Consider the following 24,231-nt stretch of genomic DNA (forward strand, 5'->3'; position numbering starts at 1 on the left):
GTGCACATGCTGAAACTCGATACCCCGATCAATCTCGATGTCGACCGATTTTTCCGCTGGTGGGGCAACGAACTGTCCTTTCTGGTGCCTGCGCCATTGAAGAAGCTTTTGGGTACAACCGACGAATACCTGATCGTGACCAAGGACGACGACGGACTGAATGTAGTCTACCGCAACGACGAAGGAGACCGTCCGCTCGGCTATTTCAGTCTGGATGACAGCGGCAGCCAGAAGCGGGAACGCCTCCTGGAAAGCATGCCGGAACTGGCGGAAGCGAAAACCATTCTGCGTTTAACCACCAGTCAGGCCTTGCGAAAGACGCTGAAACTGCCGCTTGCGGCTGAAGAAAACCTGGCTCAGGTCGTGGCATTCGAAATGGATCGCCTGACGCCGTTCAAGAGCGATCAGGTCTATTACGCAGCGCGCTTGCTCGAGCGGTTGCCGGCCAACCGCCAGATCAAGGTGGAATTGGTACTGACGCCGCGCAATAAACTGGACGCCCTGCTGGATGAACTGGCGGTCTGGGGCTGGCGGCCCGATCTCGTGGACGTAGTGGGCAACGCCCCACTCGGTGCTTACGACCTGTTGCCGGAAACCTACCGGCCCCCAAAAAACCCGTGGCCTCACCGCATCAATCTGGCACTGACCACAGTGATCGTACTGCTTGTGGTCACGCTCGCGGTGTTACCGATCTGGACCAATCGCTCGCTTGCCCTGGAACTGGAACAGGAGGTAAGAAAAGTCAGTAAAACCGCCAAAGAAGTCGAAGCCTTGCGTCAACAGGTGGAGGACCTGGTTCATCAAACGAGGTTTCTTCAGCAGAAGAAACGTACCGAACCAGCCATGGTGGACATACTCAAGGAACTGACCGATGTCATGCCCGATCAGACCTGGCTTAACGGCTTGCAGTACCGCGATCACCGGCTGGTCATACAGGGGCAGTCGCCTTCCGCTTCGGCTCTGATCGGACTCATCGAAGCATCGCCATTCTTCCGAAACACAAGTTTCGTATCACCGGTCACGAGGGACATGGTCAGCGGACTGGAACGTTTTCAGATCGCCAGTGAAGTCGTCAACGGGAGGTTCTCTGAAAAACCTGCTTCATCTAACTAAACCGCAGCTTTTAGCGCTCGGACTTCTCGTCGGCGTCATCGCCCTCTTCTATCTGACGGCGATCGCGCCGCTGGTCGATACCGCCCGTGAATACCGTGAAACGGTGGACGAATTACGGTTTCGCCTGCAACGCTACCAGAAAGTCGCCGCGGAGAAAGACGATTTGCTGGCCAAACTGGAACAAATCAAAGCCGCCGGGAAACAAGACGAACGGTTCATCGCGCGCGACACGGCCGCACTAGCCTCGGCCGATCTCCAGTCTATGGTGAAAGAAATCGTAAGCCAGGCAGGCGGTGAACTGACCAGTACCCAGGTCATACCCGAGCGGAAGGAAGAGAATTTCACGCGCATCGCCGTGAAAATCCGCGTGAACGGCAGTACCGACGTATTGCGCGAAGTCTTGCACAGCATCGAGACCGCGAAACCCATGCTCTTCGTGGAAAATCTCAATATCCGGCCGATCCGGATGCCGCGCAATATCGGGGGCAAGCCGTCACAACCGGTCGACAAGCTGAGCTTCGATTGCGATGTCATCGGCTACATGCAGGGCAATTGAACCATGACGAAATGGGCTCGCGACAACCTGCTCACACTGATTTTGGCCGGCCTTGCGGGCTTACTGTTCGTTGCCGTCGCCATCGAATCGGCGCTATTGAAGAGGGAGCGACTAACCGTAGCGGCTACCTCGGAAAAGGCCGTGGCTCCGGAAACGCCCGAGGTGGTCGAATCCGAGGACTTCGAGCTGCCCGATATCCAGGACTACGAAACCATCGTCGAGCGCCCGTTATTCATGGAAGGACGGCGTCCTGGAGTCGAGGTTGACAACACGACCGCCGCGGCGGCGCCGGATACGCCTTTGACGGTAAAACTGGTAGGGGTCGCTTTCACGCCCACCGACAAGACTGCGCTTCTGGTCGATGCGAAAGGCAAGTACAAACGTTTGAAAAAAAACGGCGCGATCGATGGCTGGACACTCATAGAATTCGCCCCGGATAGAGTCACGCTTCAGCGCGGCGACGAGCAGCGGGAACTGATGCTCCTCAAACCCAAGCCCAAGACCCTGCCGGCTCAGGCCACGTCGGGTCAGCCTCATCAAGCCCCGCCGCCTCAGCAACAAAAGCCGGCACCGGTACCGGTAAGACGTCCGCCGCCCGTGGAGGAACCGGAGGAGGAAACCGAAGAAATCATAGAGGAAGAGGAAACCGCCGAGGAAGGAGCCGACGACGTGGAACAGTAACGGCATCTAGAATTAAGACAAACGGCGCACCCCGGCAGAGATGCCCTGACAACATTGGGTCCCGAGGGCGCCATCCCGTTCTGCATCGCACCGAAAAACGCCGAATCGTTGCACAGAACCGACGCACGGTTTCGTACCCGGGATGGGGTAACGCTCGATATACCTGGTTTTCGACGCTTTGCTGAGTTGTTGTCCATGCCGAAGCATGGAGATACAACGTAGAATGCGTTCGGACGACGAGGCAATGCCTTAAGGAAGCTCTGCATTAGCCCTCTCCCTCGGGATAGATTGACAGGGCGAGGTGCAACGCGACAAGCGCACAGCCTGAACTGGCCTGCCCCGGACGCGCGAGCGAAGCGGGACGGAGTGGCGAGGCCGATTGGCACGCACGAGCGCCGCTTAGGGTCCGTACAGGGTAGTGCAGCGTGGTAGGGTTGAGTGAGAACCCGCCAGATCAATCCGTCGCACAGGTTTCTGCTCCTAATCGGAGAGCCAATCCCAGAAGGCCCTTCGTCCTGACCCTTTTGAAGAGCCGATCTTGAGCTACGTCGAAGGACAGGTCCGTAGGAGGATTTCTCGATCCTACCGGGATAAGCTCTTGATCAGAGTTTCCTTAATCTGAGTGGCTAAACAGAATTCAAAAATATCGAAAAGAGTCCATGCTTAAAACAACACATCGATTCGTCGTTGCACCGCTCGTGCTCGCTTTGGCGTTTACCGGATGCGAATACCTTAAGCCGAGCGCACTAAAGCCGGGGGCCTTGCCGGCAAATTTGACGACTGACACTCAGAAAGCCGAACCCGAGGCCATTCCGCTGCAATCCGAACCGCTAGCCCAGGAACCCCCAAGACCACCCGAGTACTACCCTCCATCCGGCAGTGTGGTCGGCCCCGGCGCGCCGATCGAGAAACCCGTCCGCAAGGAAGGAAAGTACACCCTGAACTTCGACGACGCCGATCTGGGGGAAGTCGCAAAAGTCATGCTAGGCGACATGCTGAGGGTCAATTACGTCTTGAGTCCCAAGGTGGCCGGCAAGGTGAGCCTGCAGACTGCACGTCCTTTGAGCGACGACGAGCTCATCCCCACCTTGGAAATGCTACTCAAGATGAACGGTGCCGTGTTGATTCGGGACAAGGGGCTGTACCGCATTGAGCCGGATGCCACGGCAACGATCAATGCTCCAGGCGCGCGGCTCGGTGTGCCCGGACAGTCCCTCTCTCCAGGCTACCAGATTAGGGTCGTTCCCCTGCGCTATGTAGGCGTTCAGGAAATGCAGAAAGTCCTCGAGCCGATCATGCCGCCCAAGGCCATCATACGTGCCGACGAAACCCGCAATCTCCTGATGCTCGCAGGCACGGGCGAGGAACTGGAAGGGGTTCTTGACACCATCCGTATTTTCGACGTCGATTTCATGCGCGGCATGTCGGTCGGTCTTTACCCTCTCCGAAACGTAGAACCTACAACGATAGTGGAGGAACTCGACAAAGTGTTGGGGGATATAAACAAAGGCCCTCTGGCGGGCGTCGTCCGGCTTTTGCCTATCGAGCGGCTCAACGCCGTGCTGGCGGTGACACCGCAACCGCGCTACTTGGACGAGGTGGAAATGTGGGTGGAGCGCCTAGACCGCTATAGCACCACTCGAGTGGGCGGGATTCACGTTTACCGGGTGCAGAATGTGGACGCGGTGGAATTGGCGGAAACGCTGAGCGGGATTTTCGGTGAAGGAGGGGCGCAGCGGCGCGCGGGCAGACCTTCGTTGAGTCCGGGCATGACGGGCACGGAAATCGGTGCATTCGGTGCTACTGGCGGCGAAGGCGTTCAGGATCAATCGTCGTTCGGAGGAATTTCCGGAACAACCGGCTCCACCCGAGGACTGGGTAGCGATACGTTCAGCAGCACTACGACGGGTGGCTCTCGCCGGACTAGTAGTTTGGGAACCGGCGGGCTGGGAGCCGCAGGCACAACCGGCATGGGCACCGGAACAAGCGGGGGCATCAGAACAAGAGGCATAAGCGGCGCGCAACGCACGCGTGGCCCCGCCGTCGCCGAACTGGGAGGAGTACGCATCGTTGCCGATCCGGCCAACAACGCGTTGATCATCACGGCCAAGGCGCAGGAGTACAAAGAAATCGAGGCTGTGATCAAGGAGTTGGATCGAGTGCCATTACAGGTGCTGATCGATGCCTCGATTGTTGAACTGAGCTTGGAGGGCAATTTACGGTACGGGCTCCAGTGGTTGTTCAATCAAGGCAGCAACGCGTATGCTCTAGGCAGCACCGGAAGAGATTTGACAGCCGATGCACTTACGACAGCAGCAGCCGCAGCCGCGGGAGGAGGCTTTTCCTACGCTCTCGTCAACAGCGCCAAAGACATCCGTGTCGTGCTCAATGCTTTAGCGAGCGAAAACAAAGTCAACGTGATTTCCTCGCCCTCGCTGATGGTGCTGAACAATCAGGAAGCCCAAATCAACGTGGGGGATACCGTTCCCCTCGCGACCGGTCAATCCACCCTGCTCGCCGGCGTTGGCGCCGGCAACCAACCGGCCATAACGTCTCAGTTTCAGTACGTTGACACCGGCGTGATCCTCCATGTCCGCCCTCGGGTGAACGCGGGAGGGCTGGTAACTCTGGACATCAGACAGGAAGTCAGTACACCAAGGCAAACCACCGTGGGAAATACGGATACCTTCATCATTTCAAAGCGCTCGATCGAAAGTGCGATAGCCGTCGGAAATGGCGGAACCATAGCCTTGGGCGGTCTGATCAGGGACAATCAAACCGAGGACTTAACAGGCATCCCCTTTCTGAGCAAGATTCCCTTCATCGGTAGCCTGTTCGGAACGACCACCAGGAACCACACTCGAACTGAACTGGTTGTACTCCTGACGCCCAGGGTCGTTCAGGAAAGAAAAGATATCGCCCCGATCACCAACGAATTCAAACGAAGACTCACCGGAATTTATGAAGGCACCGATCGCCCCGGCGAGTTAAGACTCAAGAGTCAGGAGTAGGCCGCACAGGCGGAGTGCATTCCTTGCACACGACACCTCGCTCGCTAACCAAAGACCCGCTTGGCGGCCACCCCTGCGCAATGGTGTCGTACGGCGTAATCACTCCGCGAATAGGGCGTCCACAAATTTCCGCGCATCGAAATCCTGCAGATCATCGATGCCTTCCCCGATACCGATAAACCGTATCGGCAGCCCGAATTGCTTGGCCAGGGCGAAAATAACACCACCTTTAGCGGTGCCGTCGAGCTTGGTGAGCGCGATCCCCGTCAGTCCGACCGCTTCGTTGAACAGCTTGGCTTGCGAGATGGCGTTCTGACCGGTACCCGCATCGACCACCAAAAGCACCTCGTGCGGCGCCGTCTCGTCCAGCCTGCGCATGATACGCTTGATCTTGCCGAGCTCCTCCATGAGATTGGTTTTCGTATGGAGACGCCCCGCGGTATCGGCAATGAGCACGTCGACACCTCTAGCCTGAGCGGCCTGCACCGCATCGTAAATGACCGACGCCGAATCGGCTCCGGTATGCTGGGCGATCACCTGGACATTGTTCCGCTCGCCCCAGGTCTGCAACTGCTCTACCGCAGCGGCGCGGAACGTATCGCCGGCCGCCAGCATGACGCTGTAGCCCTGGTTTTGAAGACGTTTGGCGAGCTTGCCGATGGTCGTGGTTTTGCCCACGCCGTTCACGCCCACGACCAGAATGACGAACGGCCGGGTCTCGGCCGGAATCTCGAGCGGCATGCTGACGGGCCGAAGAATGTCGTACAAATACTCGCGGAGACTGGCGGTCAAGGTGGAGGCATCGGCGAGCTGATCCCGTTCCAAGCTTTCCGTCAGATGACGAATGATGTCCTGAGTCGCCGTCACGCCAACATCGGCCATTAGTAACTGAGCCTCAATGTCGTCCAGAACATCGCGATCGATCGCCTTCTTGCCGAGCGCGAGGTTTCCGAGAAACCCGGTAAGACCACTGCGGGTTTTCCCAAGCTGCGTCTTGAGCCGAGCGAACATGCCCTCCGGCGTGGGCCGCGCAGGCACCTCTTCGGCGGGAATCGGCGGCACGATAGGCGGAACGACCTCGCCCACTGGCGCGGCGGGGATGCGTTCAACGGCCTCTTCGCGCGCCGGCGCTACGGCCTCGACTCGGCGGGGCAGGCGCAGATAGACATAAATATGAACCAGATTCAGCCATAGCAGCGCGGCTACCGCATGATGCGCGACCGCGATAGCAACGGGCAAACGCAGCAGCACGGTCGCAATCCCTAAACTGATCTGCACCAGCAGCAGAAAGCTGAGGAGCACGCCGGCCTTGCTCAAGCGGGGCACCTTACGGTTCGAGGTGACCGCGAAAGCCAGTATGCTGAGCACCACGAACGCCACGACGGCCCCAATCCGATGCGCCCAGTGGATGGCGACACGAGCGTCCAAGGGCAACAAGCTCTGCTGATAATTGGGACCTATCCCGCGCCAGAGCGTAAACCCTTGGGCGAAATCGGCATCCGGCCGGTAGGATCCCATGCATGTTGGGAAGTCCGGGCAGGACAACCCGGCGTAATTGGATGAGGTCCAGCCGCCCAGGAAGAGCTCCGCAAACAGCAGCAACAAGGCAAAGGCACTTAAGCGACGTAGCCATCGGGTATCTTCGCTCGGCGGTGTCAGTGGACTCACTACGAGGTACAGCCCATACAGGAGGGCGAGCGTGAGGAACCCAACCAGCAGATGGGCCGTGACGATGGCGGGCATCACTAGAAACTTCACGGTCCACATGCCCAGAAGCGCTTGTCCGACCACGAGCGCCAGGCTTGCGTAAGTCAATGCGATCGCCTTGCCGCGGTTTTCCCGCACCCGAAACACCAGCCCCGCCAGAACCAGCACGGAAATGCCCAAGGCGCCGGCCAGGTAACGATGGATCATTTCCTTCCAGGCTTTCGCCGCGTCAAAAGGCGCCTGGCGCAAGGCTTCGGCAATCTGCGGCTCCTCGACGATCATCTTTTCGTAACAGCCGGGCCAATCGGGGCAGCCGAGTCCCGCGTCCGAAATACGGACATAAGCGCCCATCGCCATGACGCAGAAGGCGAGAATCAGAGAGAAAAGCGTTAGGTATCTGAACATAAGTCCTACTTTGTTATTGTCGTTTCGAGGTTCGAGCGCGACGGGACTCAAGGTTTGGCTGGCCCCTCCGAAAGGTTTGGACATCCGACTCAGCCGATCTGGGATGCTCGAAGCAAATGTTTCAAATCCTTCAATAGGCCGTAAGGATCGAAGCCGGAGTCATACCACAGCGCCGCATTTCCGAGTGGATCAATTAGGATCACCATGTCCTCAGCCAACGGTTTTCCGACCGCCGCAGTCAACTTCTCCTCCAAGGAATCGCTCTTTACCGCCAGTAACAAGGTTTCGTCCTTCTCGAGTACGGGGCGGAGATCGGCGGCGACCGAATCGCTCGCAATCAGCAACAAACGGCGCACTCGCGGAATTTCTTTATTCAGCATGAGCCGGACCTGCTTGGTTTTGTGTAGGGCCTCGGCGCAGCGATCACCACACTGATCCGAAATCATATGGAGCATTAGCCAGCGCCCCTTGATCTCCGACGACAGTTCAGCAACGCCGACGGGATGAGCGGCCAGTTCGCCATAATCGATGGGGCTCGGCGGCAGGATCAAGCTACCGTAGTTGCTGCGCTTGGTGATCAGCTGGGGATTTCGGGCGTAATACCAGGCCAGCCCAAAAGGAATGATGGAGATGAGGGCGATCAGGATGATCAAGGCGCGATTTCGCCACAGAGAGTTCTTTGCGATAGCCATGGAAAAAAATCAAAAGATAAAGATTAAGAGACTACTGCCTTCGTGCCCGCTTTGATGCCGTGACGAACATACAGCACCAAGGCAACCGCTGCGAACAGAAACCATTGCAGCGCGTAACCCAGGTTCTTGCCAGGATCGAGGCGTGTCTCCTTCCACGCCCGGGTATAAGCTTCGGCCGCCGTGTCATCCGCGAGAACCTGGTACGGAAGGACCGGATAGCCGAGCCGTTCGCCGATACGCGCAGGGTCGACGAGCTGGACCACAGCCGGCCAGCCAGCGCTCGGTATTTCGGCGCCTTCCAGTTTCAAACCGACCCTGGGAAAGCGGTCCACCATGCCGGTAATCCGAACGCTGGGTTGACGAATCCTGACATCGGGCAACTCGGCCCGGCTGGCGCCCATAGGCACCCAGCCTCGGTTCACTAAGACCGCCGTATCGCTTCCCTTGATACGCAGGGGGGTCAGCACGTGGTAGCCGGGATTCTGCTGATAAACTTGGTTATCGAGCAGAAACTGATGATCGACGTCGTACTCACCGGAAACGACAACGCGCCGGTACCGAATATCGTCCAGGCTCCGCTGTTCCGCATCTAGAATCAGCGGCTCGTCCTGCATCCGCTGCTGCTGCAATTCGATCAGGTTCGTCTTTTCGTCGGCTCGATGCAGTTGCCAAACACCTAAAGAAATAAACAGCGGAAGGACCGTCATCGCAATCAGCGACGCGGTCAGGCCCGGTTTAAAGCTATAATCACGCAATCGTCACCTCCGGGTGAAAACATTCGGCACCCGCGCCACCTCAACTACAAGACAGTTTATTCGTGAAAATTCTCATCGTTCTGATCCTCCTGGTCATCATCGGAAGTCTCGGCACGGCTCTGGTTTATCTGGTCAAAGACCGCACCCGTTCTCCCCGGACGGTAAAAGCCTTGACGTTCCGAATTAGCTTGTCCATAGGCTTGTTCATCTTATTGCTCTTGGCTTACCGCTTCGGTGTGCTGCAGCCTCACGGCCTTCCCCGAATTCAGCCGCCTCAGGGAAATCCCGGACAAACCGAAGGTCTGCCGCAACCATAGCTCACGAGCAAATCGTCCGCGTCGCGCCTCGTAAAGGAAACTCTGAGGGCGCAGGGCCTGTTCGTGCCTGTCGACGGGCTCGGAACAGTCCTGTCGAATGGCTTGATCAGAGCGTCCCAAAACGCACTATGATACCCGGTACGGACGTGAATTGAGCTAAACGAGATATGCACGACGCACCCTGCGCGGGCGCACCGCACGGAATCGGGGAGATTCCTTCGGGACGAAAAGAGCCTTTGCCGGCTGCTTACTGGTGATAAGACACCACCCGCTCGACTTCCGCTTTCGACCCCAAAATGACGGGCACACGCTGGTGAATGCTTTCGGGTTTGATGTCCATGATGCGCTGGCGCCCAGTGGAACTCGCCCCGCCCGCCTGCTCGACGATAAAACTCATCGGATTGGCCTCGTACATCAAACGCAGCCGTCCCGGCTTGCCGGAGTCGCGAGTGTCGGAGGGATACATGAAAATGCCGCCGCGGGTCAGAATGCGATAGACTTCCGCGACCATGGACGCCACCCAGCGCATGTTGAAGTTCTTCTCGCGGCCGCCGTCTTTACCCTTGAGGCATTCGTCGATATAACGCCTGACCGGCTCTTCCCAATAGCGCTGATTCGACATATTGATGGCGAACTCGCTGGTTTCCTCAGGGATCCGCATATTCGGATGGGTCAAGACGAACTCCCCCACATCTCGATCCAGGGTAAACCCGTTTACCCCGCTACCGGTCGTCAGCACCATCTCGGTCGTCGGCCCGTAGGTACAGAATCCCGCGGCCACCTGCTTCGTCCCCGGCTGGAGGAAATCCGCCTCGGTCAGATCGTTCTTTCCTTCGGGGGCGCGAAGAATGGAGAAGATCGTACCCACCGTAAGATTGATATCGATATTCGACGAGCCGTCCAGAGGATCGAAACAGATCAGATACTTTCCCTTCACATAGCCCGGCGAGATCGGAATGACTCGGTCGTTCTCCTCGGATACCATCGCCGCGAGATGGCCCGTCCACTCCAAGGATCGAATGAAGAGTTCGTTGGCGATCACGTCCAATTTTTTCTGTGCCTCACCCTGGACGTTTTCCGAGCCTGCGCCCCCGAGATTGCCCGCCAAACCGCCACGGCTCACCTCGTGTGCGATGGCCTTGCAGGCGGTCGCGATCTCGCTGAGCAACATGGTGAACTCGCCGGTGGCGTTAGGACTTTTGCGCTGCTCGTGGATAAGAAATCGTGTCAAATACTCGCCGTTCATGTTTTTTCTCGACAAAAAAGCGGGAGCCGAGAAGCCGGAACGGCGGTTCGCACGCTATACCGCTCCGACCCGAGCGATTTTCAAGGCATTGGTTCCGCCGCGCACGCCGGTCAGATCGCCTTTGGTCAGGATAACCAGATCGCCGGGCTTCACCAGATCGCGGCTCAGGAATTCGTCGATAATCTCGCGATTCAGCACGGCGTGATCGGACGTCGTACTTTGAAAGCTGATGGGGTATACGCCGCGATAAAGGGTCACTTTGCGGCAGGTCTTTTCGTGTCGGGTCAATGCATAAATCGGAATGCCGGAACTGATGCGTGACATCCAAAGCGGCGTCGAACCCGACTCCGTTTGCGCACCAATGGCTTTCACCGGCAGGTGATTGGCGATATACATCGACGCCATCGCGATGGCCTCGTCGATGTAGTCGAATTTCTCGTCAATGCGATGGGTCGACTGCCGAACCCTCGGATGTTGTTCGGCCTCCTTGCAGATCCTCGCCATCGCCGCAACCGCCTTGTCCGGATATTTCCCGGTGGCCGTTTCAGCGGAAAGCATCACTGCGTCGGTGCCGTCGATCACCGCGTTCGCCACGTCGAATACCTCCGCTCGGGTAGGCATCGGATTTTGGATCATGGATTCCATCATCTGCGTGGCGGTAATAACCGCACGGTCACGGCTGCGCGCCAGCTTGATCAGGTCTTTCTGCACCCACGGCAATTGAGCGTCGCCGATTTCCACTCCGAGATCACCGCGCGCCACCATGATGGCGTCGGACGCATCGATGATGGACTCGATCACGCCCGGCTCGAGGGCTTCGGCGCGCTCGATCTTGGCCACGATCCCCGCCTCACCGCCGGCAGCGCGGAGCAAATCCCGCGCTTCCCGGATATCCTCGGCGGACCGCGGAAAAGATACCGCGATGTAATCGGCGTCGATCTCGGCTGCCGTTCGAATATCCTCCTTGTCCTTCTCGGTCAAGGCGGCGGCCGATAAACCGCCGCCCTGCTTATTGATGCCTTTGTGGTTAGACAGCTCGCCCCCACTGATCACCCGGCAGACGATACGCGTCCCTTCAATTCTGTCGACACCCAGTTCGATGCGGCCGTCGTCCAGCAACAGAACGTCACCCGGCTTCACGTCCTTGGGAAGATCGGAATACAGGCAACCGACCTGGCGTTCGTCGCCCTGGTCCGGAGGCAGTGCCGTATCGAGATCGAAGCGGGCGTTTTCCCGAAGATAAACCTTCCCTTCCCCCTGAAAGCGCGCGATGCGGATCTTGGGCCCCTGCAAATCGACCAGAACGCCGACATGCCGTTTCAGCTTTCGGCTGATGGCATGTACCGCCTCGGCGCGCTTTTTGTGGGTTTCGGCGTCACCATGGGAAAAATTGAGCCGTACGACGTCGACACCCGCCTTGATAACCCGTTCCAGAACAGCCGGGTCGTCGGTCGACGGTCCTAAAGTCGCTACGATCTTGGTTCGCCTCATTAAATTCGTCGTTCCGATTAGCTTGCTTCCATCAAAGCCACCGTGGTATCCAACATACGGTTGGAGAAACCCCACTCGTTGTCGTACCAGGCGAGGGCTTTAACTAAATTACCCTGCATGACCTTGGTGAGGGTCGCCTCGTAAATCGAGGAACGGGCATCGTGATTGAAATCCATGGACACCAAGGGCAAATCGTTGTAGCCGAGGATTCCCTTCATCGGACCTTCCGCGGCCTTGCGTATGGCATCATGAATCTCGTCCTTGCTGGTCTTGCGCGATGCGACGAAAGTCAAATCGACCAGCGAAACGTTGATGGTGGGAACTCGGATCGCAAAACCGTCCAACCGGCCGGACAGTTCCGGCAGTACCAGTCCCACCGCCGCAGCGGCGCCGGTCTTGGTAGGAATCATCGATTGAGTGGCGGCACGCGCCCGACGCAGATCCTTATGGTAAACGTCAGTCAGCACCTGGTCGTTAGTATAGGAATGTATGGTGGTCATCAATCCATGTTCGACGCCGACCGCCTCGTGCAGAACCTTGACCAGCGGCGCCAAGCAGTTGGTGGTGCAAGAGGCATTGGAAATCACCGTATCGCTGGCCTTCAGCTTGTCGTGGTTGACGCCGTAGACGACGGTCGCATCCACATCTTCGCCACCCGGCGCGGAGATGATCACTTTCTTCGCCCCCGCCTCGAGGTGGGCCGATGCCTTGGCTTTGGAAGTGAAAAGACCGGTACATTCGTGGACAACATCGACACCCAGATCGCGCCAGGGCAGCTTGGCCGGGTCCCGCTCGGCAAACACGCGTATCCGGTCGCCGTTTACGATCATGTAATCGCCGTCCACCGAAACTTCACCCGGAAAACGTCCGTGCACCGTATCGTATTTCGTCAGATGCGCGTTGGTTTTGGCATCGCCTAGGTCGTTGATCGCTACGATCTGAAATTCTCCGGTCCGGTTCGACTCGTACAACGCCCGCAGGATATTCCGCCCTATACGGCCGTATCCGTTGATTGCAACTCTTATCGTCATGGTTTTTCTCCAAACTCAATTGGGTAACGGTGCTAGAGATGGATGTTTTTTGGTTTTCGAATTGGACTGACCTCGTCCGGACGCGTTCACGCTGGCACCTGGAACGGAGAGTGAGAACTGACTCGGCAGGCCGGTGATTTCCACCAATTTAAAACTGGAAGGTGGGACGCCAGCAGTGTTTTTGTCCCGGCTATTGCGCCAAGTCGGCGGTTCGAATATAGCAAACTCGTCCTTCGTTATCCAGATTGTTGAAACCGAACGATCTACGCGCTAGCGTAGCGCCTTAAGGACGCTCTGGACCATAACTCCTCTCCTTTATTGCACGCGCGAGCGCCGCTAGCGGCTCAGCACAGGAAAAGGGCTAAATGATTGAGTTGGCCGAGGGGCCGTTGGCGTGAGTCAGCTTAATCAGAGCATCCTTGACATGTAGCGAGGCAGCGAGATGTACACGAAAGAAGTCTTTTATCGTACCCAGGAACTCAAGCGGGAACGCCATCGTCTGGCCGCCACCGTCTACAACCGCTGCAAGACGCTGCTCTATCGAAGTGGCGAAAACGCTTTGTTCGTTCCGATCCGCAGCATGCAATACCTGGCCGTAATCGATCCCGAAGAAATCGTCTTTCTGGACGGCGCCGTGTCTCGTAGCAAAATCGTCCTCGCCTGGCAGACGTTTCGGGCTTCTGAACGTAGCGCCCTCCACATGCCGGTGTCCTACGAAGCGGTTTTTTACACTGAGGACTCGCTGAACGTCATGCCGCGTATTCAAAGCGAATTTCCGCGTGCGCTGCGGCAAATGGACGAAAAAATGAGAAGTGCCTCTGCGGGGAAAGCCGATGTCATCCAACTGAAAAAATAGTTTTCCCCGCCGCTAAAGCCACACTCTCGATCACATCTCCTATGCCTAACTTTCGCCAAATTCCCGGCCTGGCGCCGGAAGACCTCAAAATGCGCGTTCGCGTGGAGAACCTGCCCTTCGCCACTACCGAAGACCTGGAACCGTTCCGAGGCATGCTCGGACAAACCCGCGCCCAAACCGCCATCGCCTTCGGAGTCGCCATGCAACGACCGGGGTACAACATCTATGTCATGGGCGAAGCCGGTACTGGGCGTCTTTCACTCGTGACCCAGTACCTCAAGGCGCGGGCTCGCGAACAGCCGGCTCCGAACGATTGGGCTTATATCAACAATTTCGACGACCCGCGCAAACCGTTCGCCTTGCAACTTCCTCCGCAACAAGGGAAATCCTTGCTCGCCGACATCGAAACGCTGGTCGACAACCTGCTCGCAACCTTTCCGGCTACCTTTGAGAATCCGGCCTATCAAAGACGTAAAACGGCCATAGACCGGGAGGTAAAACAACGCTACGACGAGGCACTCGATAAAGTCGAACGGCGCGCGAAAGACCTCAGGATCGCCCTCTTCCGTGACGGCGACACAGTCGTGTTCAGCCCTTTAATCAACGGCAAGCCGGCAGATGAAGACGACTTCGCCACCCTACCGGATGCCGAAAAAACCCGCTTCCACAACCATGTCCGGGAACTCGAGAACTATCTCGATGAACTCCTTTCGGAAATGCCGCAATGGAAACGCGAAAGCATCAACCGACTTCGGGAACTCGACAAATCGACCATAGACGAAGCCATAGAACCGCTATTGGCTGGCCTGCAGCAAAAATACGCCGACCAGCCCACAGTGTTGCAGTACCTCGCGGACATACGCCGCAGCCTGCCTCGCTTCGTCGCTGAACATCTGACTGAAGACCGTGGGCACGAGCCTCACGAGGAGGCGGCGAAACGCGCGATCTTGATGGCGCAGTTTGCGCCCCGGCTATTGGTCAGCCACGGCCCCGATGCCGGCGCACCCGTGATCTACGAGGCGAATCCCAACCATCCCAACCTCTTTGGCCGCCTCGAATACGTCAACGAACAAGGCACTCTGACCACGCATTACCAGTTGATTTATCCCGGCGCGATGCACTTGGCCAACGGCGGCTATTTGATCGTCGAAGCCGAGAAAGTGCTCGCCGAACCTCGTGTCTGGCCGACCTTGAAGCGAACGCTCAAGACCCGACAGCTCCGGATTGAGCTTCCCAGAGAAGACCAGCCTCCTGTCGCGCCGACGCTCGATCCGGACGTGATTCCGCTGTCCGTCAAGCTCGTGCTGATCGGCTCACGCGAGCTTTATTACTTTCTGCAAGCCATGGACCCGGAGTTCAACGAACTCTTTCGGGTTCTCGCGGAATTCGACGACGATTTCCCGCTCACATCCGCATCGTTGCTCGATTTTGCTCGGTTGGTCAAAACTCACGCCGAAGCCGACGGGTTCAAACCTCTGACTGCGGATGCCGTTGCCCGGCTGATCGAGTTCAGCTCGCGACAGGCAGAACACCAGGAACGCCTTTCCGCGCGGGTGCACGACGTGTTTGAACTCGTTGCAGAAGCGGAGCAATTCCGCGCGCTGGAAGGCGCTGAAATGATCAGCGAACGACATGTCCAGAAAGCGCTTGCTGCGAAGGAAGAACGGCTCGGCCGACTTAGCCGCGTTCTGCTCGAGGACATGCTGAACGACACTATTCTGATCGACACCGACGGCGACGCCGTCGGCCGAATCAATGGCCTGACCATCTTAGAAATCGGGGACGTACGATTTGGGATGCCGGCACGCATCACTGCCACCGTTTATCCCGGCAGCCGCGGCGTGGTTGACGTCGAACGGGAGGTCGAACTCGGACAAGCCATCCACTCCAAAGGCATCATGATTCTTGCGGGGTATCTCGGCCATAAGTACGCCTCGGAGTTTCCACTGGCCGTCTCCGCCAATATTGCTCTGGAGCAATCTTACGGCTACGTCGATGGCGACAGTGCGGCCCTCGCCGAATTGTGCGCCCTAATTTCGGCGCTGACCGGCATACCGCTCGCGCAAGGTTTCGCCGTCACCGGCTCCATCAACCAATACGGAGAAGTACAGACCGTAGGCGGCGTCAACGAAAAAATCGAGGGTTTCTTTCGCTTGTGCGAAGCACGAGGGCTTTCCGGAAGACAAGGCGTCATCATTCCCAAAGCCAATGTCCGCAACCTGATGCTGAAGGACGATGTGGTCGAGGCCGTACGCCGCCGCGAGTTCGTCATTCACGCGGTGAGTTCAGTGGACCAGACCGTGGAATTGCTGACCGGACAAAAAGCCGATGACGTCAATCGCCTCGCCGTAGCCAAACTACAGCAGATGGCGAAACACGCGGAACGAAAACCTTAGCGCGTTTTCATCGCTGATATACACCCAAAAAGGAAGCTGCCTCCGGCAGCAGTTTATTTTTTAAGCGGGTCTCGCCCCGCCGGCGAGTTACTTTTCTTTGCGTGCCCAAAGAAAAGTAACCAAAAGAAAGGGCACCCGGATGGCGCGCTGATCCTGCGCGTCGCCGGCTGGAGCCGGGGGCGACAGAAGGCACGTCCCTGTACCTCTGTCGCCGCACGCGATCCTTCGCGTGCCCCTTCGGGCGATTCCGGCTCCAGCCGACGATGCTCGGGCGCGCCATACGGAAAAATTTTTTCATTCGCTACATCGGATTAGAAAACGCTCTAACGTGTCCGCGGCACTATTACTGTGCCGTAGCGGTGTTCTCTTTCGGGCACGTTGGGAACCCAATTTAGAATTAGGCGTGTCTGCTAACCGCTTGTTGCTATTACGGTTAGCTAGATTTGAGCTACTTTGCTCCACCGTACCGCGAGCAAAGCTCCTATTTCGTAGCTTGATGCGCTTCGACCAAGAAGAGGATGGTCGTAGCAGTGAGGTTCAGCGTATATCGAGCTAAGTATTCCGGCACTGCGAACGGCGATGTGCCTTGTCCGTGACCACCGTTCTTGTTTCGCAAAGTTGGTATGCCATTTTCGAGCAACGACCGAATAGATGAGAACTGTGAATCGAAATAGGCAGGGAAAAGGCCGTTGCTCATGCAGGTGGCTATAAGGTTCTTCGCTGTATCTGTCGGACTTGTCGGCCAGTCACGAAGAGTACAGATAGTTTTCATTGTACTTTCGAATGCCTTTAAAGCTTCTACGAGGCATTCCTTGTAACGCCCGTGGCGATAGTGCTCGTGGGCTTTTAGGAACTCTTCGTTTGCTCCTTCGAAATCCTTGTCGCGCAGAAGTGCTAGCGTAGGTTTGACCGCTTCCGCATGCAGGAAACGCGAGTCAACACGAATAATCTCGCCTGACTCAAACTGATAGCCAACTCCGTGTTCTTTAAAGCGCTCATTAAGCTCCGTTACCGCGTGGGCGGGCTCGATTTGTCGTATGGTGTAAACTCGGTAGGAGTTTTTCCGCGCGATATGCTTCTGAATAACCTTGAAGCACAAAACTCTACGACATCCAATGCGCGCTCAACCGATTCTTCTTGTAAAAAGAAATTCTGATTAGCGATGAACGTCAGCCAAGCGAAGTCGCCACTCGGCTCGGGGTTGAGTCAACATCGCAGCACGGGCCAGCCGTCGAAGCAGAATTTTGAGATCGAAACGCCGATTGAAACGATATTGGAACTCGGCCAGATATCGCTTGGCATATTTCCTAAATTTGATCGCATGATAGGTGCCGGAAAGGGCGGTCTTCAGGTTGCTCAACAGCGTGTTGACCCAACGAAACGCCGGATGTTGGGCCGATGGCCGCCCAGAGCCCAGAATCAGGCGTTGATGCCCCGCGATGACCTGGTGCACGCTCCGAAACCCGCTCAGGCCATCGGTGAGGGCGTAGGTCGACGGGGCCAAGGCGCGTTGGGCCGAGTCCGCGATCGCCTGCTGGGTGAACGGCAGGGGATCAAGGCGCACAAACCATGGGTGACCGTCGTCCGTGGTTTGTACCGCCATCACAAAGCTGACTTTGTTTTCGCAACCCCGTCCGCGTTTCCCGGACCGTTCACCGCCCAGGTAAGCATCGTCAATCTCGACCCGCCCGGTCAATTGTCGATCCGCTTCCTGCTCCGCCATCACCTGGATCAGCTTATGTTTCACCAGCCAGGCGGTGCGATAACACACTCCGAGATGACGCATCAATTCCAGTGCTGAGACATTGTTCTTGGCCTGGGTCAGGAGATACATCGCCAGAAACCAGGTAGAGAGCGGCAGCTTGGTCGCTTCGAAGATCGTCCCAGCGGTCAGCGTCGTTTGCTTTCGGCAGTGCCCGCATTGCCAGTATTTTCGCCCGCTCCGTTCGAACGCCGTGTGGTGCGCGCCACCACAGGCTGGGCAGCGGAAATCCTCCGGCCAGCGTAGGGCTTCCAGTGCCGCTTCGCATTGCTCTTCACGGCCGTATTGGGCCAGAAACTCGGCCAACGACAACCCCTTTTGAAATTGCACTCGGTTCATCGGCATGGGACACCTCTTTTGTGATCGATGCCCCTAGTCTAAGCCCCCTAGTGGCTCACAGCGTGAGCCGATACTGAACTTCATCGCTAATCAGGAAAGAAATTGAAGATGGCGTCCTGGTCTGATTTAGGAGACTTGATCAGCGTGAACACGCCATATTCCCTACAGAGGATCTGGTGGACAGACTTGTACGCTTGTACAGCGTGATTTGAGCGGTATCTATCCTTATCGACGCCGAATGCATCTCGAATGATGTAAATGATCTGCACCCGCAGCGATTGCGGCAGAGTATCGTAGACGTAGACATCAGGCATTTCGCCGCGAGCACGCTTCTGCCGCTTAGAGAAAAGTTCGACGACTCCCACAGGCATTCCTCAATGGCAATAGAGCATCCATAAATTTTGGCGGTGGGTCAGGGATTCAAACCCTGGAAGAACTTGCCCCCTTGCTAGTTTTCAAGCCCTGTGTAATCTACCACTCGGAGCACCCAGCATGTTCTATGACGTTGTAACGATCTGCTCTACGGCATCACGTTATAGCGCCGGCATACGACACTTACACGTTGTATTTATTTAGCTCCGGCTTCGCCAATTTTAGTAGGTCGGCAATCCTTCGCCGACGTAAGTAAAAATTTCAATTTACTGAGCAGGCCACTCACGGCGTCATGCCGCGCCCGACCCTTTGGTCAAAGCCAAATATTTCTCGTACAGGGAATCGCGGTCTTCCACATAATCCGGATCCTTCTGGATGCAGTCCACCGGACAAACTTCCATGCATTGCGGAGTGTCGAAATGTCCGACGCACTCGGTGCAAAGCGAGGGGTTGATTTCATAGATTTCTTCACCCTGTGAGATAGCGCCGTTCGGGCACTCGGGCTCGCATACATCACAGTTGATACATTCGTCGGTGATAATCAAAGCCATCGAACGACCTCACTGAAAATTGGCGTATTTTGCGATCAATGCCTCTCGCACCAGGTCCGGCACGAAACTTGACACGTCTCCGCCGAATTTAGCAATTTCACGAATCACCGATGACGAAATGAAGGCGTATTTTTCGCTCGGCGTTAAAAACATCGTCTCCAGTTCCGCGCAGAGATGACGGTTCATGCCGGCCAGTTGAAATTCGAACTCGAAATCCGAGACCGCGCGAAGTCCACGAAGAATCACGGTAGCACCGCATTTTTTCGCGCAGTTCACCAGGAGCGTGTCGAATCCTATAACTTCGACGTTTCCCACGTCCTGCAACGAAGCACGTGCCAATTCCACCCGCTCGTCCAAGCTGAATAAAGGTGCCTTATTCTTATTTTCCGCCACTGCAACGACCACTCGATCGAAAATGCGGGCAGCCCGCGTTACCAGGTCGACATGACCGTTGGTGATCGGATCGAAAGTTCCGGGATAGATTGCGGTTATGATCATGAGCATGGACCGGAAAACATGCGCTCATATAAATGGTAGCCGACTTCGCCCGCCTTGCCTTCTCGCAAGACTCGCCAATTGCCCGGAAGACCTAGGAGTCGAAGACCGCTTTCCGCTTCCACGTAGATTTTAGCGCGGGGCGAGAGCCAACCATTCTCCTCCAATACCCGGCAGCACGGAACGACCAGACCCTCGCGGAAAGGCGGATCGAGAAAAACCACGTCGAACGGCTGTCCCGTTCCCGACAAGAAGCGCTCCGTGTCCGCTTGAATGACGTCCACGGCCTCAGCGTTCAATAACGCGCGATTTCGTTCGAGAGCTTTGCATACTGCCGCATCCCGTTCCACCAGTACGACTTTGGCAGCACCACGGGAAGCGGCTTCGAATCCGAGCGCGCCGCTGCCCGCATAGAGATCGAGGCAGCGCGCGCCTTCGATGTCGTTTCGTAACCAGTTGAACAGCGTTTCCCGCACCCGGTCCGGCGTCGGCCGGAGCCCGGGCGCGTTCGGAAACTTGAGTTTACGGCTGCGGAAACGACCGCCGATAATGCGGAGCTCATTCTTCACCTTGCTCCGCCACCGACCAGTACTGTCTGGATCTTGTCCGGATCGATCCTCGACCGGAAAGCCCGCTTGATATCCTCACGGGTCACTGCCTGCACCTTCTCGGTAAACTTGGCGAGGTAATCCAGAGGACGATTGTAAAACGCGACGGCGGCCACCTGCTCGGTAAGTTTCCGATTGCTGTCCAAGCGCAAGACGAAACCGCCAACGATATTTTTCTTAGCCGCCTCCAACTCTTTGTCGGTCGGGCCGTTCGCCACGAAATTCTTGATGGTGTCCAAGGCCACGCGCAGGGCTACCTCAGCCTTGTCGTTGCGGGTCTGGAGCCCCATCTCGAACGGCCCGACCTCCCGAAGCGGCATGAAATAGCTATAGGCGCTGTAGGAGAGGCCGCGCTTCTCCCGGACCTCTTCGCTGATGCGCGAAACCAGGCCGCTGCCACCCAGGATGTGATTGCCTACGTAAAGTGGGAAATAGTCGGGATCATTCGCCGCCAACCCCAGAATTCCCGCACGCACGTGGGTCTGCTCGGACGGGAATTGCTGCTTGATGACTCCGGCCGCCTTGACCGGTGTAGGCGACGGCAGCGCCGGCGGAGCGGTGCCTTTCTCGAGTCCCGACAGCAATTTTTCGGCGATGGACTCCGCGTCCGCTCGAGTCACCTCGCCCACGATCACGACGATGGCATTGCTCGCCACGTAGAAACGCTTGTGGAAATCGACCAGATCCTCCCGGGTCAAGGGCGTTACGGTTTCAGTAAACCCTTCCTGTGGATGCGCGTACGGATGATCTCCATAGAGTGCCTGAAAAAACGCGATTTCGACGAGTTCGTCCGGTTCCTCGCCGCGCTGCTTGATTGCGAGCAACGTCCGGTTTTTTTCCCGCTCGAAGTCTTTCTGGTCGAAGCGGGGATGAGCGAGGATTTCCCGAGCCGTTTCCAGGACGACCGCGAGCTTTTCAGGATGGGTCAGACTACGCAGCGACAACCAGGCCGAATCCCGAGAAACGCCGGTACTGAGGGATGCACCAACGTTCTCAAGCCGCTGGGCAATGGCATCGGCATCCCAATCACCCGCACCGGTATCGAGCATGCCGGAGGTGAGAGCCGCGAGACCAAATTTTTCGCCGTCGCGGGCGCTGCCGGCGTCGAACACGATCTTGACATCCAGCAGCGGCAGACCTTCGGTCCGCACGAAGTAGACACGGCCGCCCTGCGCGGAGACCCAGTGCTGGATTTCCGGCACGGCGTGGACCGGTGCGCTGATCAGCACAAACAGAAATACGAGGCATTGGCACACGTGTTTAACGGACATGGTCGCCCCCCATCGGTGCAGCCTCTTCCGGCGCTTTCGCCCCTTCGGGCAATGGCAACGGCTCCAGATACCCCACGGTCAGTCGGTCATCGATCAGGTATTTCTGGGCGACCTTTTGGACCTGTTCAGCAGTCACAGCATTGACCTTGTCCACGTATTCCCGGACGGTTTGCCAGCCCAATCCAACGGTTTCCGTCGCGCCGAGTTGCATAGCCTGATAAAACATGGAATCTCTCTGATAAATGTGGTGAGCCAGCACTTGCGCCTTGACTCGCTCTAACTCTTCAGCGGGAATCGGTTCCTCCTGAAGACGGCGGATTTCCTCGCCGAAAGCTTTTTCCAAAGCCTGCAAGGTCTTACCTTGGGCGGGCGTCCCCTCCAGCGTGAACAAATTCGACAAGCGAGAATAAAGATGGTAGCCCGCCCCTGCGGATGCGGCAATCTGATGCCCACGCACCAGACGGCTAGATAGCCGTGCGCTGTTCCCGCCGTCCAGAATACCGGCCGCTACCTCTAAGGCATAAGCCTCCCAATCCTCTTCCCCTACCGTCCGCAAGGCGGGTGTCTTGTAACCCATCACAAGATACGGCAGCTTGGCCGGCTGACGAACAATGATGCGGCGCATGCCCAATTGCTCGACCTCACCCCGCGGCTTGACCACCGGCAGCTTGCTGGGTTTCAGTGGGCCGAAGTATTTCTTGGCCTGCGCGAAAACCTCCTGCGGATTCACATCGCCCACCACGACCACCGTAGCATTGTTCGGCGCGTACCAGAGCTCGTACCACGCCTTGAGATCGTCGACGGTTAATCCGCTGATGTCATCCGGCCAGCCGATGACCGGATTCTTGTAAGGGCTGTTGGTATAGGCGACAGCCTCAAAATGCTCTTCCATCTTGGCGCGCGGTTGGTCGTCTGTACGCAGCCGGCGTTCTTCCAGAACAACTTGCTGCTCTTTTTCGAACTCCTTCTCGGTTAGAACGAGATTCCGCATACGGTCGGCTTCCAGTTCGAAGCTGACCGGAAGCTTAGTTTTTTCCAAAGTCTGGAAATAGGCGGTATAGTCTTGCCCGGTGAAAGCGTTTTCTCGACCTCCGTTTGCTGCGATAATACGCGAGAATTCGCCCGGCGGATGTTTTTCGGTACCCTTGAACATCATGTGTTCGAGCATGTGCGAAATGCCGGTGATGCCGCCATGTTCATAACTTGCGCCCACTTTGTACCAGACCTGCGTGACGACTGCCGGCGCACGGTGGTCTTCCTGGACCAAAAGCTTCAACCCGTTATCCAGCCGGAACTCATGAACCGCAGGCTCAGCAGCATGAAGCGAAAGCGGTAGAACCAGCAAGGCAAGACGGAGTCCGCGAAACTGCATTTGACGCTCTCCTAATGTGTTGGGGATTAACGGCGGGTTGCCGAACCAGCGGGTATTGTAAACGAAGACCGTAGCGAAACGATGAACTCGACGACTCATATCGAATCCACGCATGCCGTTTCCTGGAGAACTTATCTCGCCCTGTGCAAGCTCAAGGTCGTCGGCCATATCGTGTTCACCGCTGTGATCGGCATGTTTTTGGCCGTTCCGGGACTACCTCCATTGGTCGTTTCGCTATGGGCGAGCCTTGGGATCGGTCTCGCCGCCGCGTCAGCCGCCGCCCTCAACCATTTCCTGGACCGCCGCGCAGACGCCGAAATGGTGCGCACCCAGAACCGCCCGCTGCCTTCAGGGCACGTTCAGCCGAACCAGGTGGTGATCTTCGCCGCCATTCTGGGCACACTCTCGATGGCGATTCTGTTGCTGTTCGTAAACGCGCTAACCGCGCTTCTGACCTTCCTTTCGCTGATCGGCTACGCGTTCATCTACACGGTTTATCTGAAACGCGCGACGCCGCAGAACATCGTGATCGGCGGCGCGGCGGGCGCCGCCCCTCCAGTTCTCGGGTGGTGCGCCGTGACCGGCGAGGTGCATCCGTACGCCCTGTTGCTGTTTCTGCTGATCTTCACGTGGACCCCGCCCCATTTCTGGGCCTATGCGATCGCAAAGCGCGATGATTACGCCAAGGTGAACATCCCCATGCTGCCCATAACCCACGGTGTGGAGGTCACGCAGCTGCATATCCTGCTCTATACCATATTGCTGGTAATCGTGAGCCTCTTCCCGTATCTCACCGGCATGAGCGGTTTTCTTTACCTCGGGGCTGCCGTGGGGTTCGGAGCCGGCTTCCTGTACTACGCAATTCGCCTCAAAAGAACGGCTGACAACAAGCTGGCCATGAAAACGTTCGGCTATTCGCTGGTCTATCTGGTCGGGATTTTTTCAGCCTTGTTGATTGATCATTACGTGCCGCTCATCGCAAGTCTGCCCCGATAGTCGGTAGGATGGGGCAAGGGGCGGTCATTCCCCGTGGACAGCAAAAACGCTGGGCGAATCGGCGGGGCGAGACACAAATCGGCGAGTGCGCAGACGGGGGAAGGATTGCCTGCTCGTGCGCGACGCGAGACCGCGTAGAGTGGCGAGGAAGCGTTGCAAGCGATACCGCTGAAATTCTGCGCTTGATCCTGTCTATGAGCTAGGGCCA

Annotated in this window: 22 protein-coding genes; 8 read left to right on the forward strand and 14 right to left on the reverse strand. The window is 57.2% G+C overall.

The window, feature by feature from the left end; genetic code table 11:
* Positions 1-6: 6 nt before the first annotated feature.
* From QEN43_RS09010 to gspD, 4 genes are all read left to right on the forward strand, one after another.
* Entirely contained in the window at positions 7-1,113 is a 1,107-nt protein-coding gene (locus tag QEN43_RS09010; protein ID WP_026611777.1) for a PilN domain-containing protein, read from the forward strand.
* Positions 1,064-1,669: a type II secretion system protein GspM gene (gene gspM / locus QEN43_RS09015; RefSeq protein WP_036269250.1), complete on the forward strand. Its 606-nt coding sequence runs from the start codon at positions 1,064-1,066 to the stop codon at positions 1,667-1,669. Before QEN43_RS09010 ends, gspM begins: the two co-directional genes overlap by 50 nt.
* Before the next feature lie 3 nt (positions 1,670-1,672).
* Positions 1,673-2,350: a type II secretion system protein N gene (locus QEN43_RS09020; protein ID WP_051332002.1), complete on the forward strand. Its 678-nt coding sequence runs from the start codon at positions 1,673-1,675 to the stop codon at positions 2,348-2,350.
* Positions 2,351-3,009: 659 nt separating this feature from the next.
* Entirely contained in the window at positions 3,010-5,361 is a 2,352-nt protein-coding gene (gene gspD / locus QEN43_RS09025) for a type II secretion system secretin GspD (protein ID WP_036269249.1), read from the forward strand.
* A gap of 99 nt (positions 5,362-5,460) precedes the next feature.
* Here gspD and ftsY read toward each other — a convergent pair whose 3' ends face one another.
* The 3 genes from ftsY to QEN43_RS09040 all read right to left on the reverse strand — a co-directional run bounded on the left by ftsY (position 5,461) and on the right by QEN43_RS09040 (position 8,920).
* Positions 5,461-7,473: a signal recognition particle-docking protein FtsY gene (gene ftsY / locus QEN43_RS09030; protein ID WP_026611775.1), complete on the reverse strand. Its 2,013-nt coding sequence runs from the start codon at positions 7,471-7,473 to the stop codon at positions 5,461-5,463.
* An 89-nt stretch (positions 7,474-7,562) separates the two neighbouring features.
* Positions 7,563-8,165, reverse strand: a complete 603-nt coding sequence (locus tag QEN43_RS09035; RefSeq protein WP_026611774.1) for a hypothetical protein — start codon at positions 8,163-8,165, stop codon at positions 7,563-7,565.
* 23 nt (positions 8,166-8,188) lie between these two features.
* Positions 8,189-8,920: an SURF1 family protein gene (locus QEN43_RS09040; protein ID WP_026611773.1), complete on the reverse strand. Its 732-nt coding sequence runs from the start codon at positions 8,918-8,920 to the stop codon at positions 8,189-8,191.
* A 62-nt stretch (positions 8,921-8,982) separates the two neighbouring features.
* Between QEN43_RS09040 and QEN43_RS09045 the strand changes: the two genes are divergently transcribed.
* Positions 8,983-9,237, forward strand: a complete 255-nt coding sequence (locus QEN43_RS09045) for a twin transmembrane helix small protein (protein ID WP_051332001.1) — start codon at positions 8,983-8,985, stop codon at positions 9,235-9,237.
* Positions 9,238-9,484: 247 nt separating this feature from the next.
* On the opposite strand, the gene QEN43_RS09050 is transcribed toward QEN43_RS09045, so the two are convergent.
* The 3 genes from QEN43_RS09050 to gap are packed head-to-tail and all read right to left on the reverse strand — an operon-like array spanning position 9,485 to position 13,005.
* Entirely contained in the window at positions 9,485-10,483 is a 999-nt protein-coding gene (locus tag QEN43_RS09050; RefSeq protein WP_026611772.1) for a class 1 fructose-bisphosphatase, read from the reverse strand.
* Between the two features lie 54 nt (positions 10,484-10,537).
* Positions 10,538-11,974: a pyruvate kinase gene (gene pyk / locus QEN43_RS09055; protein ID WP_026611771.1), complete on the reverse strand. Its 1,437-nt coding sequence runs from the start codon at positions 11,972-11,974 to the stop codon at positions 10,538-10,540.
* Positions 11,975-11,991: 17 nt separating this feature from the next.
* The gene (gene gap, locus QEN43_RS09060; RefSeq protein ID WP_026611770.1) at positions 11,992-13,005 is read right to left on the reverse strand and encodes a type I glyceraldehyde-3-phosphate dehydrogenase; all 1,014 of its coding nucleotides are present in this window, start codon (positions 13,003-13,005) and stop codon (positions 11,992-11,994) included.
* Between the two features lie 442 nt (positions 13,006-13,447).
* Between gap and QEN43_RS09065 the strand changes: the two genes are divergently transcribed.
* Together QEN43_RS09065 and QEN43_RS09070 are read left to right on the forward strand one after the other, a co-directional pair.
* Positions 13,448-13,861 (forward strand): hypothetical protein, encoded by a 414-nt coding sequence (locus QEN43_RS09065; protein ID WP_026611769.1) that lies wholly within the window; start codon positions 13,448-13,450, stop codon positions 13,859-13,861.
* A gap of 41 nt (positions 13,862-13,902) precedes the next feature.
* The gene (locus tag QEN43_RS09070; protein WP_036269248.1) at positions 13,903-16,257 is read left to right on the forward strand and encodes a Lon protease family protein; all 2,355 of its coding nucleotides are present in this window, start codon (positions 13,903-13,905) and stop codon (positions 16,255-16,257) included.
* A gap of 481 nt (positions 16,258-16,738) precedes the next feature.
* On the opposite strand, the gene QEN43_RS09075 is transcribed toward QEN43_RS09070, so the two are convergent.
* The 8 genes from QEN43_RS09075 to QEN43_RS09110 form a co-directional block, all read right to left on the reverse strand.
* Complete coding sequence (locus QEN43_RS09075) at positions 16,739-17,356, reverse strand: STM4504/CBY_0614 family protein (protein WP_202901188.1); 618 nt, start codon at positions 17,354-17,356, stop codon at positions 16,739-16,741.
* A 57-nt stretch (positions 17,357-17,413) separates the two neighbouring features.
* Complete coding sequence (locus tag QEN43_RS09080; RefSeq protein WP_317963986.1) at positions 17,414-18,364, reverse strand: IS1595-like element ISMsz1 family transposase; 951 nt, start codon at positions 18,362-18,364, stop codon at positions 17,414-17,416.
* A gap of 80 nt (positions 18,365-18,444) precedes the next feature.
* A complete protein-coding gene (locus tag QEN43_RS09085; RefSeq protein ID WP_317963987.1) occupies positions 18,445-18,723 on the reverse strand; it encodes an AbiJ-NTD4 domain-containing protein in 279 nt (92 codons plus the stop codon).
* Positions 18,724-19,020: 297 nt separating this feature from the next.
* Positions 19,021-19,281 carry a YfhL family 4Fe-4S dicluster ferredoxin gene (locus QEN43_RS09090; protein WP_026611766.1) on the reverse strand — a complete coding sequence of 87 codons (261 nt, stop codon included), beginning with the start codon at positions 19,279-19,281 and terminating at the stop codon, positions 19,021-19,023.
* A 9-nt stretch (positions 19,282-19,290) separates the two neighbouring features.
* Positions 19,291-19,779 carry a pantetheine-phosphate adenylyltransferase gene (coaD, locus tag QEN43_RS09095; protein WP_026611765.1) on the reverse strand — a complete coding sequence of 163 codons (489 nt, stop codon included), beginning with the start codon at positions 19,777-19,779 and terminating at the stop codon, positions 19,291-19,293.
* Positions 19,776-20,345, reverse strand: coding sequence for a 16S rRNA (guanine(966)-N(2))-methyltransferase RsmD (gene rsmD / locus QEN43_RS09100; RefSeq protein WP_026611764.1), 570 nt, complete (start codon positions 20,343-20,345; stop codon positions 19,776-19,778). The genes coaD and rsmD overlap by 4 nt, the downstream gene beginning before the upstream one ends.
* Positions 20,342-21,655, reverse strand: coding sequence for a M16 family metallopeptidase (locus tag QEN43_RS09105; RefSeq protein ID WP_026611763.1), 1,314 nt, complete (start codon positions 21,653-21,655; stop codon positions 20,342-20,344). Before QEN43_RS09105 ends, rsmD begins: the two co-directional genes overlap by 4 nt.
* Positions 21,645-23,027 carry a M16 family metallopeptidase gene (locus QEN43_RS09110; protein ID WP_026611762.1) on the reverse strand — a complete coding sequence of 461 codons (1,383 nt, stop codon included), beginning with the start codon at positions 23,025-23,027 and terminating at the stop codon, positions 21,645-21,647. Before QEN43_RS09110 ends, QEN43_RS09105 begins: the two co-directional genes overlap by 11 nt.
* 81 nt (positions 23,028-23,108) lie before the next feature.
* On the opposite strand from QEN43_RS09110, the gene cyoE reads away from it, so the two are divergent.
* A complete protein-coding gene (cyoE, locus tag QEN43_RS09115) occupies positions 23,109-24,023 on the forward strand; it encodes a heme o synthase (protein ID WP_026611761.1) in 915 nt (304 codons plus the stop codon).
* Positions 24,024-24,231: the final 208 nt, after the last annotated feature.

The organism is Methylocaldum szegediense (assembly GCF_949769195.1).
Taxonomy (GTDB): Bacteria; Pseudomonadota; Gammaproteobacteria; order Methylococcales; family Methylococcaceae; genus Methylocaldum; species Methylocaldum szegediense.